The 13,386-nt window shown below is 51.7% G+C and carries 11 protein-coding genes; 5 read left to right on the forward strand and 6 right to left on the reverse strand.

The features are described from left to right. Positions 1-58: 58 nt before the first annotated feature. The 6 genes from CJA_RS01205 to CJA_RS01230 all read right to left on the reverse strand — a co-directional run bounded on the left by CJA_RS01205 (position 59) and on the right by CJA_RS01230 (position 5,134). Positions 59-1,363, reverse strand: coding sequence for a lytic murein transglycosylase (locus tag CJA_RS01205; protein ID WP_012485930.1), 1,305 nt, complete (start codon positions 1,361-1,363; stop codon positions 59-61). A gap of 219 nt (positions 1,364-1,582) precedes the next feature. Then, the gene (locus CJA_RS01210) at positions 1,583-2,257 is read right to left on the reverse strand and encodes a hypothetical protein (protein WP_041550843.1); all 675 of its coding nucleotides are present in this window, start codon (positions 2,255-2,257) and stop codon (positions 1,583-1,585) included. Positions 2,258-2,418: 161 nt separating this feature from the next. Next, positions 2,419-2,709, reverse strand: a complete 291-nt coding sequence (locus CJA_RS01215) for a YciI family protein (protein ID WP_041550845.1) — start codon at positions 2,707-2,709, stop codon at positions 2,419-2,421. Positions 2,710-3,033: 324 nt separating this feature from the next. After that, entirely contained in the window at positions 3,034-3,279 is a 246-nt protein-coding gene (locus CJA_RS01220; protein WP_012485931.1) for a Rho-binding antiterminator, read from the reverse strand. Between the two features lie 19 nt (positions 3,280-3,298). Beyond that, positions 3,299-4,039, reverse strand: coding sequence for a LytR/AlgR family response regulator transcription factor (locus CJA_RS01225; RefSeq protein WP_012485932.1), 741 nt, complete (start codon positions 4,037-4,039; stop codon positions 3,299-3,301). A gap of 6 nt (positions 4,040-4,045) precedes the next feature. Further along, the gene (locus CJA_RS01230) at positions 4,046-5,134 is read right to left on the reverse strand and encodes a sensor histidine kinase (RefSeq protein ID WP_041551869.1); all 1,089 of its coding nucleotides are present in this window, start codon (positions 5,132-5,134) and stop codon (positions 4,046-4,048) included. Between the two features lie 175 nt (positions 5,135-5,309). On the opposite strand from CJA_RS01230, the gene argH reads away from it, so the two are divergent. The 5 genes from argH (at position 5,310) to CJA_RS01255 (ending at position 13,358) form a co-directional block, all read left to right on the forward strand. Continuing rightward, positions 5,310-6,707, forward strand: a complete 1,398-nt coding sequence (argH, locus tag CJA_RS01235; protein WP_041550847.1) for an argininosuccinate lyase — start codon at positions 5,310-5,312, stop codon at positions 6,705-6,707. Between the two features lie 355 nt (positions 6,708-7,062). Beyond that, positions 7,063-9,138: a PAS domain-containing hybrid sensor histidine kinase/response regulator gene (locus CJA_RS01240; RefSeq protein WP_083766808.1), complete on the forward strand. Its 2,076-nt coding sequence runs from the start codon at positions 7,063-7,065 to the stop codon at positions 9,136-9,138. A gap of 17 nt (positions 9,139-9,155) precedes the next feature. Continuing rightward, positions 9,156-11,111 (forward strand): class I adenylate cyclase, encoded by a 1,956-nt coding sequence (locus CJA_RS01245; protein ID WP_012485937.1) that lies wholly within the window; start codon positions 9,156-9,158, stop codon positions 11,109-11,111. Positions 11,112-11,184: 73 nt separating this feature from the next. Next, positions 11,185-12,336 (forward strand): IS4-like element ISCja2 family transposase, encoded by a 1,152-nt coding sequence (locus CJA_RS01250; protein ID WP_012485938.1) that lies wholly within the window; start codon positions 11,185-11,187, stop codon positions 12,334-12,336. Next, entirely contained in the window at positions 12,333-13,358 is a 1,026-nt protein-coding gene (locus CJA_RS01255) for a hypothetical protein (RefSeq protein ID WP_148208774.1), read from the forward strand. Before CJA_RS01250 ends, CJA_RS01255 begins: the two co-directional genes overlap by 4 nt. Positions 13,359-13,386: the final 28 nt, after the last annotated feature.

The following is a 13,386-nucleotide window of genomic DNA, read 5'->3' on the forward strand; positions in this document are numbered from 1 at the left end:
ATTTCCCACATAAAAAAACGCCGCTGGAATGCGGCGTTTTTTTATGTGGATAGCGACTTTAATCGCTGAGTACCCCCAGCATGGTCAACAGTGTCCGGCTGGGAAAACCATCGGCAATCAAGCCTTGCTGGTGTTGGAATTCGCTAAGTGCGCGGCGTGTGGCCGGGCCAAAAATGCCATCGGCTTTTTCGTGATAAAAGCCTTTTTGGCCAAGGGCTTCCTGTAGTTGTATGACCTGCTGGCGATGTAAGCGCGGTGCATCTGTGGGCGGCGCTTGCACAAGGGGAGCGCCACCGGCGATCTGGTCGGCCAACTGGCCTACGGCCAGCGCATAAAATTCAGAGCGGTTCCAGCGCATAATCACATTAAAATTCTCATACACCAAAAATGCCGGGCCTTCATGGCCAGCCGGTACCAGCAGCGATGCCTGTATATCCACTGGTGGCAGCGGTGTGTTGTCGGCGCGGGTCACACCCAGGTTGCGCCACTCAGCAATGGATTTGTGGTTTTTTAACCCCGCTTCCAAAAAAGGAAAGTTGCGCGGCAATTTCACCTCGCGTCCCCAGCGCTCGGCAGAAACCCAACCCAGGTTACGCAAAAAATGGGCGGCCGATGCCATGGCATCGGGCTTGCTATGCCAAAGGTCGCGCTTGTTATCACCATCAAAGTCCACCGCATTTTTTAAATAGGCCGATGGCATAAACTGGAAGTTACCCATGGCGCCAGCCCAGGAGCCAACCATTTTTTTCGGCGCTATATCACCCTGTTCCACAATGCGTAAAGCATTCATCAATTCAATGGTAAAAAATCCGCTGCGCCGGGTATCGCATGCCAATGTGGCGAGTGAATCCATTACAGGGATATTGCCAAAGTAACTGCCAAAATTGGTCTCCAACCCCCAAAAGGCGAGCAGATAGGGTGCAGGTACTCCGTACGCCTGCTCAATGCGATCAAGCAGTGGCCGATGCGCCGCCCAAAGCGCACGGCCCTGGGCAACGCGCTGGGCGGTGACACGGCGATTAAAATAATCGGCAAAGGTAGTGGTAAATTCCGGCTGTTGGCGGTCCAATTCCAGCACCCGTCGGTTAAGTGTCGCCCGCTGCAAACTGGTACGGATAACCTGCTCGGAAATACCGGCGTTTATCGCATCCCGGGAAAACCTGTCGATACAAGCGGCAAAATCAGCATCACTCAACGGCGCTTGTTGTGTCGCCGTACCCGTAGTAAGCGGCGCCGAGCCGGCGTTGTTAGCAGCTGTATGTGCCGTACTGGCAGCAGCGCTTTGGCCTGTGCCGGGTGTTTGCGCACAGGACAACAAACCGACACAGCAAGCAAAGAGGGTAAATTTGGGCAAATAGGACATAGTAACTCCGGAAGTGGCGCCAGCCGGTAACCCAATCGCTGGCACACTATTTTAGGACGACCGGAATTATACAAGTTTGGAACTGAACCAATAGCGGATTTATGTTTATTGTGGGCTAGGGTTGTATATGGCGCTTTTCGGCCAAAAGCGGAAACTGAATCACAGCTCCCGTAGGTTGGGCAGCCCAGCCCGAAGGGCTATAGTGATTGGCCTTATTAGTCACTTTTTCAAACTCCGCACTAAAGACTCCAAAAACCGACTTGCGTAGCCACATAGGATAAATGGATAGTGAAAATCAATTTTTAAGCGCTCTCCATCGTCAGTGGTTTCTAATTTGATCAATGCCTGCTCACCAGAGCGTAGATCTATTTTATCTTTAGTAAGGTATTTGCCTTGATTAATAATTTTATTTAAAGCTGCGCTATTGGATGAAAGGTTCACGAATCCATTTGTATGCACGATACAATTCCTAATTTGTCCTAGAGATAGAATGTCTTCGATTTCATCGATTTTATTTATATTCGCACCAAAAAATGATTCTATATACTTCAAGTACTTAGTGACCCCTTGCCCATTAAGCTCTTTTGCTTTGATGGGAAGCTTCTCGCTTTCATGCAAATAGTTGCACAACTTCATCAATCGTGTTTCTAGTTCTATATGGACAAAGACTATCAAAGAGTAATTAAGCGCTTTAGGAATTACTTGCTCCAAAATGTACCCTTCATGACGCCAGCGTAATGCTTGCAGTTCTTTGTTGCTGGGAAAGTAGGCGGCAAGCTTAGCTTTTTCCTCTTCATATAGGTCGTCAATGGAACAGTTGAGTTTCCATACCGTATCAGCCAATGCTTGAAACTCCCGATGGCTTTCAGTGATAAATTTTTGAAGATACTGCATAGCTTCCTATTTGACTAACGCTAAGTGCAGGAGCAGTTTGTAAGTTGGAGCTTTATGGATTACTTTTGCGCAGCAAAACCACAAAGCCGCGACTTAAATTCTGTCCAGTGGAGCGAAGCGGAACGGTGTTTGACTACTTTGTTAGAGCTTTTGATTGCCCCCTATGCACCAACAAGAAAATTTAAACGAGCATCGGCTTTCTTTGGTGATATTTCAAAAACCTCTGCAGTTACAACGCTTTCTTTAACAAATGGATCTTCGTTAACTCTATTTTGAAGCTCAACTAAGGTTGTGTTGTGTGCAATGATTGAACCTCCGAGATTTGGCTGTAGACTGCCAGCCAATAAGAAAACCTCTTCATCAAACCCTTGTTTTATCCACTGATTGTGGCCATCCATAAATTGGCTTGCGAGTGACTTATTTTCCGAGAACTTCAAAAAAACTATAAACATACGATTATCTCCTTTTAGATCTTTTTTTGCCCTAACATTTGTATACCCCGCATGCGCGTTATCTCTCTTCAACCCTGTTTCAGGATTCTCTCCAACCCTTTTGATTCAAAAGGCTTTTAGACAGATTTATCCCGTTAGGCTAAGCAACAAACCGTGCATGCTCATTTTTCACCCGATGGAATGCGTAATATCATTCTCTGGGTTTCCTCATCTGTCTGACTATAAAGATATTTTTAATGGTTCGAAAGGAATAAATGAGAATTGTAAAAATGCAATTTGAGCATCACTGTTCCTAAAAAACCAACATTACCCCAGATTGCACCATCAGCCAAACACCACCCGTTCTACATGCGGATTTTCAACCAGTACATCCAACTGCTTCAATTCACTTAACACCACCAGTTGCTCGCCAGTATCGGTACTGAGCTTGATGCACTCTTCGCGCTGGTCGTTGTGCTGGGTGTCCTGGGCTATGCCTTCAATAGTCGCGCCGGATGTCAGGGTGAGGCGGATGGGGTAGTGGTACAGGCAGACGATTTCGATGTAGTCGTGTTGGTCGCAGTGGATCATCTGTGTGTGTCCTTGCCCATTAAATCGTTCTCATAAAGTCCTTAACGCCACTGACATGGCGGCGACTGATCAGGGGTTTTTGTGCGCAGCCATTCAGGCGAACCTGGTATTGCCCTTGGGCATTGCGTTCAATTGCCTCTATGTGTTTTACCGATACCAGCGCGTTGCGATGGATGCGCAGGAAGTGGTTGCCAAACTCCTCTTCCAGTTCCTTGAGGGTTTCATCGAGCAGGTGTTCCCCACCCAGGTGAAATACGGTGACGTATTTCTGGTCGGCTATAAAATAGCGCACCTCGTCCAGCGGGATTAGTTCCACACCGCGCCTTGTGCGGGTACTGATGTGAGTGCGGCTGTCGCTCGCTGATGTGCCGCGTTTTTGCTCGGCGGCTTGTCGCTGCAATTTATTGAGGTTTGATGCCTTGTCGAGGACTTGCAGTAACTGCTCGGCCTTTACCGGTTTTAGCAGGTAGCCAATCGCGTTGGTGCCAAATGCATCCAGCGCATAGTTGTCAAAGGCCGTGCAGAAAATAATAGCGGGCGGGTCATCCAGTTTGCTGATGTCCTGCGCGAGGTCGAGGCCATCTTTTCCCGGCATGCGAATATCCAGCAATACGATGTCAGGGTCCTGGTTAATCACAGCGTGGAGTGCGCTTTCAGCGTTATCGGCTTCGGCTACCACACAAAATCCCTCAAGTTTTTCCACCATGCGGACCAGGCGTTGGCGGGCGAGGGTTTCATCGTCGACGATCAAAACATCCATAGTGGATTATCCCTTGAGTGGGCAAAAGATATAGGTGGTGAACAAACCGTTTTCCGCGCTGCTCGACAGGCGTGCACGGGTACCGAAATGCGCGGTGAGGCGGCGGCGGATATTATCGAGTGCCATGCGGTTGTGGCGGCCGTTGGATTCGGGGGTGTCTTCTCCGACAGGTGATTTTTTAGTGGTCGCTTTGGCGAGCGGGTAGGGATTGGTAATCACAATGCGCAATTGTTTATCCTTGTGCAGCACCCGTATGCCGATGGTGCCGCCCTGGGGTAGGGGTTCTATGCCGTGGAAAATCGCGTTTTCAAGCAAGGGTTGCAACATCAGGCTGGGAATCTTGAGCTGCGGGTCGAGTTTGCCCAATTGCCAATCCACCACCAGGCGCTTGCCCAGGCGCAATTGTTCAATGTCCAGATAGCGTCGGCACAATTCCAGCTCCCGCTCCAGGGGAATCAAGCCAGGTTCGGCTAGGCTGGCACGAAACAGGTCGGATAAATCCTCCACCACCCGCTCAGCGGTGTCCGGTGCTGTGGCAATCAGGCTGGCAATGGAGTTCATACTATTGAACAGAAAGTGTGGGCGAATCCGCGATTGCAGTGCCTGGATGCGCGCCTGCATTTCCGCCTCGCGCTGGTTGGCCAATTGCTGTTGTAAATACAGGTAGCGCAGGGCGATACCGGCGCTGATAGCGGCCAGTGCCAGGTGTTCCAGTACTATCCAGCCATTGACCTGGAAGTGATGGTCGCTCAGGTAGATCAAGCCGCTCATGGCGTAGAGCAGCCATTGGCTAATCAGGCTCAGGGTAAGGGTGATGCCCAGTACCAAGCCATAGCTGATGAGCCCGGCTTTGGCCTGTGGCAAGCTGCCCAGCCAGTGGCGCATCCGGCACAGGCAGAGTGCGCTGAGGATCATGATCCACTGCACTTGCACTGAGGCCATAGCAAGGTGATCCCAATTGAAATCGCGGAAGCCGTAATCGGCGATTGTCAACAACAGCGCCAGCAACTCGGCAACCAATACCAACAGGAAGAGCACCTGGGTGCCGCAGAGATTGGGCAGGAAAGGGACTGGTTTGGCCGGGGTTGATGTCATGGAATCGATCATTGTTATGGGTTATGGATACCTTGGCCCTAACTTTACGCCAGACTCGGCTATAATGCGCGCCTCGCTTGGGGGACAGCCCCAATACTAGCTTATTCGCCGGTCGCGCATTGTGGCCGGTTTAACAGCCGCGCCTGTGCGCTTTTTCTTCGGTGGACCTTTCTTCATGAGCCAGAACGATCAGCCAATCAAACCCTGGGGTGGCCGCTTCAGCGAAGCGACCGATGCCTTTGTCGAGCGTTTCACCGCGTCTATCGGTTTTGATTATCGCCTCTACCATCACGACATCAACGGCTCTATTGCCCATGCCACCATGCTGGCCAGGGTGGGTGTGCTTACCGAGGCGGAGCGCGACCAGATCATCAATGGACTGGAAGAGATCCGCGCGGAAATCGTCGCCGGTACCTTTACCTGGTCAGTCAGCCTGGAAGATGTACACATGAACATCGAGGCGCTGTTGACCCAGCGCATTGGTATTACCGGCAAGAAGCTTCATACCGGCCGCTCGCGCAACGATCAAGTGGCAACCGATATTCGTCTTTATATACGCGACGAAATCGATGCGATTGCCAAGGAGCTGACACGCCTGCAACAGGGTATGCTGCAAGTGGCGGAGGCCAACGCCGATACCATCATGCCCGGCTTCACCCATCTGCAAACCGCACAGCCGGTGACCTTCGGCCACCACCTGCTGGCCTGGTTTGAAATGCTGCAGCGCGACTATGGCCGCCTGATCGATTGCCGCAAGCGTGTCAACCAGTCGCCCCTGGGGGCTGCGGCCCTGGCGGGTACCACCTACCCGATAGATCGCGCCTACACCGCGCAACTCCTGGGTTTTGATGCACCGACCGAAAACTCGCTCGACTCGGTCAGCGACCGCGATTTCGCCATCGAATTCTGCGCCTTTGCCAGCATCCTGCTGACCCATATGTCGCGCATGAGTGAGGAGCTGGTGCTCTGGACCAGTTCCCAGTTTAAGTTTATCGACTTGCCCGACCGCTTTTGCACCGGCTCTTCCATCATGCCGCAGAAGAAAAACCCCGATGTCCCGGAATTGGTACGCGGTAAAACCGGCCGCGTGAATGGCCATCTGATTGCGCTCTTAACCCTGATGAAATCCCAACCTTTGGCCTATAACAAGGACAACCAGGAAGACAAGGAGCCGGTGTTCGACGCTATCGACACCGTCAAGGATTGCCTGCGCGCCTTTGCTGATATGGTGCCGGCTATCCAGCCGCGCACGGCGGAAATGTACGAAGCGGCCAAGCGTGGCTTCTCTACGGCCACTGATTTGGCGGATTACCTGGTGCGTCGCGGTGTCCCCTTCCGCGATGCCCACGAAATTGTGGGCAAGTCTGTGGCCTATGGTGTTCAAACCGGTAAAGACCTGTCCGAGATGAGCCTGGTGGAATTGCAGCAGTTCTCGACCGTTATTGAGCAGGACGTGTTTGCTGTGTTGACACTGGAAGGCTCGGTGGCAGCCCGCAACCATATTGGCGGCACGGCGCCGGTACAGGTCAAAGCAGCTATTGAGCGAGCCAAGGCCAGCCTGGCCAGCCGCTAGCGGGCCCGGCACCAGGATTCCAATGCCGTGCCCTTCGCCGGGGTGCGGCATTTTTATTTTATAAATCAAAATGTTAATAAAATGACCTGGTAAAACGTTTATTGGGTATAGGCAAGTTGCCAGGGTTCGTTTGATGGTTGCCTGGCGTCGTCAAAATTTATTTCACATCCTGGTCGTTTCGGTCTGGCAATTGCACCAAATTGGGCTAGTCTTTGGGTTTTTACAGTTTATTTTTTAGGCGTTTTGGCATCTGGCTCAACGGTAAGGCCGGTGTCAGGCGGATAAATATCATGGGTAAACATAACATCACGGGTAAATATTGATGTGCAGGTCGGGTTTTTGAGGCAGGGGCGGCATGGATAAGAAGTTGGACAGCGCGGAGGCCAAGCTGGAAGTTCTGGAGGCGCGCCTGCGTTTGCTGGAGGAGCGCGACCGTCGCCATCAATATGCCATGGAGGCGACCAACGATGGCCTGTGGGACTGGGACCTCATTACCGACAAGATCTATTTCAGCAACAGTTATCTGCGCATGCTGGGCTATGACTATGAAGAGCTGCCCGGCAACCTGCAAACCCTCAAGGACTATTTCATCCACCCGGAAGATGTGGACAACCTGCTGCAGGAGTACCGGGTTGCCGTGCATAACTGTCGCGATTCCCTGCAATTGCAATACCGCATGCTGCACCGCAATGGCCACAGCATTTGGGTGCACTCCAAAGCCAAATTCTTTGAGCCGGATGCCGATGGCAGGCCCACCCGCTGTGTGGGAATCAATACCGATATTTCCCGTTTTATCAAAACCCAGGAAGAGTTGTTGCATGCCAAAACCCAGGCGGATATGGCCAGTAAAACCAAAAGCGAATTCCTGGCGCGTATCAGCCATGAAATCCGCACACCGATGAACGCGATTATCGGTATTGGCTATTTGATGCAGGATACCCCGCTGGACGAGCAACAACAGAGCTACCTGACCAGCATTAATTCGGCAGCGGATTCGCTGTTACAAATCATCAACCAGCTGTTGGATTTTTCCAAAATCGAGGCGGGCAGGGTCATTCTTGAGCATGCCCATTTTGACCTGGAGCAAGTGTTTGAAAAAATCACGCGTTTGTTTGAGATCAGCGCGCTGCACCGCAATGTCAGCATTGCCTACGATATAGCGCCGGATGTGCCGCGTTTTTTACGCGGCGATGCCTCGCGTTTGAGCCAAATACTGAATCACCTGATCAGCAACGCCTTTCAGTATTCGCGTCGCGATCAGGTGGTTGTAAGAGTGAAGCGTCTCCCCGGAGAGCAATTAGTGCTAGAGTTCTGTGTAGAGGACACCGGCCTGGGGATGACGGCGGAAAAACTCAGCCATGTAAAAGAGCGTTTGCTCAAGGGCAGCCAGGAGACCGGCGGCTCAACCTGTGGGCTGGGTATTTGCAATCATCTGATTCAGTTGATGCAGGGTGACATGCGTATTGAATCCGCGCCCAACCGGGGCTGTAAAGTCAGCTTTAGCGCCAATTTTGAACCCAGCCGTTTGGGAGAAAAAACCCTGGTGAACCAACCGCGCGAACTTAGCAATATCCGTGTCCTGATTGTGGACGATAACACCATTGCCCGTACCATTATTGCGAGTACAGCGCGCAGTTTGCGCCTGCAAGTGGATGAGGCCGACAAGCCGCTGGAGGCTATGGATAAAATCCGTCAGGCGGATAATCTCGGCCAGCCTTATCATTTGGTGTTACTCGATTATCGCATGCCAACGATTAATGGCTTGCAACTCACTGGCATGATCAAAAAAGACCGCAGCTTGCGCTGTAAACCACAGGTATTTTTGATCTCTGCCTATCATCGCGACGAAATTTCCAGCACCGATCCCAATGCGATTTTGGTGGATGAATTCCTCAGCAAACCGGTGAGTGAGTCGCGCTTGTTCGAAGCCATCAGCCAGGCGGTAAACCGTGAGCAGCGCTTGCAGGAAATCAGCCCCTTGCTGGTGGGTGACGAAGACCGTGCCGCGCTCCTGGCATCGGCACGGGTATTGGTCGTTGAGGATAATCTGGTCAATCAGCAAGTGATTTGCGGCATCCTCAAAAAGAAACAGGTTGTCACTGTATTGGCAGCCAATGGCCTTGAGGCGGTTAATGCCGTGACGGAGGCGAGCGAACCCTTTGATGCCATCCTGATGGATCTGGAAATGCCGATCATGGATGGTATTGAAGCAACCTGCCAAATTCGCCGGCAATGGCCTGCACAATTGCTGCCGATTATTGCCGTTACTGCCCAGGCGATGCGCGGTGATCGCGAGCGCTGCCTGGAAGCGGGGATGAATGGCTATCTTTCCAAGCCCGTGAATCCTGAACAATTGTATAACACCCTGGTTGAGGTCCTGCGTGCGCGAAGGGATCAGCGTGCCGCTTCGCCCCAGAATCCTACCGACTGAATCCGTGCGGGCCGTCCATGAGTGCCACCTCTATTGATACCCATGGAATTGATGAGGGTCTGGATCGAAAACAACTGACGCTGTTACGCCGGCGTTTCCTGTCGCTGAACGAGCAGCGTGTTGCGCGTACCCTTACCAACCTTTCCGAGCGGCAACAACAATTCATGCAGTTGTTACCGCTGCTGTTTCACGTCAATCACCCTATGTTGCCCGGCTATATCTCTGGTGCTACCCCGGCGGGTGTATATGCCTACCAGCCGGATAAGGACAGCCTGCGCCTGGCCAGGATTCTCGCTCGCAGTTTTACATACACCCGCGACCTGGTTGAGACAACACCGGGTATTGATGCGCTGTTTTTAATGGGCAGTGTGGGCAGTATTGCCCACACGGCGGGCAGTGACATGGATATCTGGGTTTGCCATAACCCGACGCTGGATTTGCCTGCCCTGCAGGAACTGGAGCGCAAATGCCAGGTGATCACTCACTGGGCGGCGAGCCAGATACACCTGGAGGTACATTTTTTCCTGATGACGGGCGAGCATTTCCAAACCGGAAAATGCTCCAGTATGAGCAGTGAGGCCAGTGGCTCTGCCCAGCATTATTTGTTGCTGGATGAGTTTTACCGCACGGCGCTCTGGTTGGCGGGTAAGGTGCCGCTCTGGTGGTTCGTCCCCGTAACGCGCGAGGCGGATTACCGCCGCTACAGCGAAACACTCCTGCACAAGCGTTTTATTAAGGCTGCTGAAGTGATTGATTTCGGTGGATTGCCGTTTATCCCGGCCAATGAATTTATCGGCGCCGGGATTTGGCAGTTATACAAAGCCATTGCATCGCCCTATAAATCCGTTCTCAAACTGTTATTGCTGGAAGTCTATGCCAGTGGTGATACAGCGCAAGATACGGCAACAGAACCCCTGGCGCTCAGCCTAAAGCGTGCGCTCTATGAGCGCGAGCCGGATGTTGACCGGCTTGATCCCTATGTGATGATCTACGAACGTATCGAGCGCTATCTGTGCGCGCGTCACCAGGATGCACGCCTGGAGTTGGTGCGCCGCTGCCTGTATTTCAAAATCAATAAACCGCTCTCGCGCAAAAACGCGCGTACAAAAAAATCCTGGCAGCGTGTGCTGTTGGAAGACCTAACCCATGCCTGGGGATGGAATAGCCATCAACTGCATATGCTTGACAATCGCGCCTATTGGAAATCGCCCCATGTGATTGCCGAGCGCGCATTGCTGGTCAATGAGTTAAACCACAGTTATCGCCTCCTGGCAGAGTTGAATAAGCAGCTCGGGTTGAATGCGGCTATCAGCACCGACGAATTGCAGGTACTCGGGCGTAAATTACACGCTGCCTTCGAGCGCAAGGCGGGTAAGGTCGAATACATCAATCCCGGCATTTCGCGCAATCTCAGCGAGCCGGCCTTGTGTTTTGTACAGGACAAATCTGTTGCGGGCGAGAGCTGGCAACTGGTGCGCGGCAGCCAGCAGGATTTAACCCTGCGCTCTGTCGCAGTCGAGCCAGTGCGCCGCGCGCGCAGCCTGGTGGAGTTACTGGTGTGGAGCCAGGTAAATGGCTTGCTGGTACCGGGGACCCGTGTCGATTTGATCAGCAAGGATTACCAGATCACCGCCCTGCAAAAGCAACAACTGTTGCAGGCAATCCTGCAATGGTTGCCTGAGCCGCATCAACCCGAGCACCAGGCATTTACCTCGGCAGCGCGTGTGGAAAAAGTGCTGATGCTGTTTAACCTGGGGGTAGAGCCGCAGGCAGAATTGCATAAAAGAGGGATGCAAATGCTCAGTGCGCAAAGTGATCCGCTGGGATTCAGTGGTTTTCGCGCAAACCTGGTGTTGAGTGTGGACATTGTGCAACTGAACTCCTGGGGCGAATTGGTTGCGCGCCACTATCCGCAGGATGCCCTGGTGAATGCACTCTTGCACTACCACTGCTGTCCCATAGTTTGTAGATAAAAGAAAAGCCTGTTTTCCAAGTTGATACAATGTAAGTGCGACCAAACATTGGTAAAACAAAGGAAAACAGGCTTTGTCACATTCTAACACCGCATTTCATCAACTACTCAAACCTTTATCGAGACATGAATTTGAAGCGGAAGCTAAAAAGCATCATGTCGGCCAAAAATTGCGCTCGGCCACCCGCTGGGATCAATTTGTCGGCATGGCCATGTCGCAGCTCTCTGGCCGCCAAAGCTTGCGTGATATTCAATCCAATCTCGAAGCACAGCAGCATAAACTTTATCATCTCGGTGCCAAGCCAATAGCCCGTTCAACGTTGGCACGAATCAACGAAGTACAGCCCGCCGAACTCTACAAACACGTATTTGCTCGTCTGCTTCACCGCTGTAAATCCATGCAGGGCAAACACAAATTCCAGTTTAAAAATCCGCTGTACTCCCTTGATGCCAGCGCGATTGATTTATCGCTGTCGGTATTTCCCTGGGCGGCGCATCGAGATGACACAGCAAATGTAAAATTAAGTGTTGGCCTGAATCATGGCACCCAAGTGCCGGAGTTTGTCGCACTCAGTGATGGCCAGGAAAACGACATGATTGAGGGACGAAAATTTGATTTTCCCAAAGGCAGCATCGTTGCGTTTGATAAAGGCTACGTGGATTACCGCTGGTTTAAGTTATTGACAGATAAAGGAGTTTTCTTTGTAACCCGCTTGCGCGCCAAAGCCGTCTATCGCGTGGAAGAACGTCGCTATGCCGACAGCAGCAAAGGTATTATCAGTGATCAGGTCATTCAATTATCCAGCGCTCATGCGATCAAACGCGGCGCACCGAAGTTGCGTCGAATTGGCTATCGTGACGCAACAACCGGCAAATTCTATGAGTTTCTCACCAACAACTTTCAGCTGGCGGCGGCCACAATTGCAGCGATTTATAAGGATCGCTGGCAGGTGGAGTTGTTCTTCAAAGCGATCAAACAAAACCTGAAGATCAAAGCGTTTGTGGGCACTTCAAGAAATGCGGTGTTAACACAAATTTGGATTGCCATGATTACGTATCTATTGTTGGCATTTTCGCGTCACAGCACTAAAGCGGGATGGACAGTTCAACGGATCATGAGGGTAATTCAGTTAAATTTGTTTGAGCGTAGGAGTCTAAAAAGCATCCTGATACCGGACCCGCCGAATCATAAAAAAAGCGAGCCTCAAATGAGGCTCGCCTTATGAGTAGAACTATGGGACAGCAGTGCTTGCACTACTTGCGCTTGTTGCCACCGGGGCGGCGCCCGGCGCTGCCGGAATTAACCATTCGCTGTTTCAGCCTTGGCCAGGGCACCAATATCGCTCAGCGTCTCACCGATTTATGGCGCGATCTCATCCATTGCTTTTACTCCGGCCTGCGCCCATCGGGAAGTCGTTATTTGTTGGAAACCGGCGATGAATTCTTGCTGCTGCAATTTTTGCAACAACAGCCGCAGGTGTATCGCTACAAGGATTATGATCGCCTGCTCGAAAAACTCAGCCAGCCACAAGCTGACTACAGTCCTTTGGTGGTTGATCGCTATGCGTTGCGCGATAAACCCCTGGCTGCCATCAGCCAAACGATCAAGGTGCCAGGCATTTATTTGTTCTATCAAGTTGACGTAGAGACAGCGCACGATAGTCGACATTGGGCACGTATTATGTTGGTCGATGAAAAAGGTTCGCTATTTACGGCGCGTGCCCACTATTACAACCAGCAGACCTTCCTGCGTCCGCTGCTGATTTTTATTCGCAATGCACTCCAGCACCAGCAGTGGTCTGGCGATCTGCATTCAGCATTAATGCTCGATAACATCCAGGTATACGAGTTGGAGCCTGCCCGCCACTATCTTTCGTCCGGGCGTAGCGGGCCTTTGTTAGTACAAGCAAGACAGTTCCCAGCGCAATGGATGCGCATACCATTAATGAATATCAAAGCCATCGCTGACATGAACGCCGATGGACAATTGTTATTTTCGCTCTACTGCGACGAGCAGGAGTTTTCACCCTTGGCCTATGGTGATGAACTTATGCCCGCCGTTGCCCGTTATATCCTCGGTCACCGCCGTACCGGGGAACATTATCCCGGATACATCACAGACCTTGACCTCTCCCTCTGCCGGGAAACTATTGTCCAGCAAACAGGCTTGCAACTGAGTCATTATTTGCAGATAAAAACAGATCTGGAAATGCAGTTGAATCAGGCGATGCGGCAGTTGTTGGCGTAATACCGGATTGATAAAGAAGGATTTATCT

Source organism: Cellvibrio japonicus Ueda107 (assembly GCF_000019225.1).
GTDB lineage: Bacteria > Pseudomonadota > Gammaproteobacteria > Pseudomonadales > Cellvibrionaceae > Cellvibrio > Cellvibrio japonicus.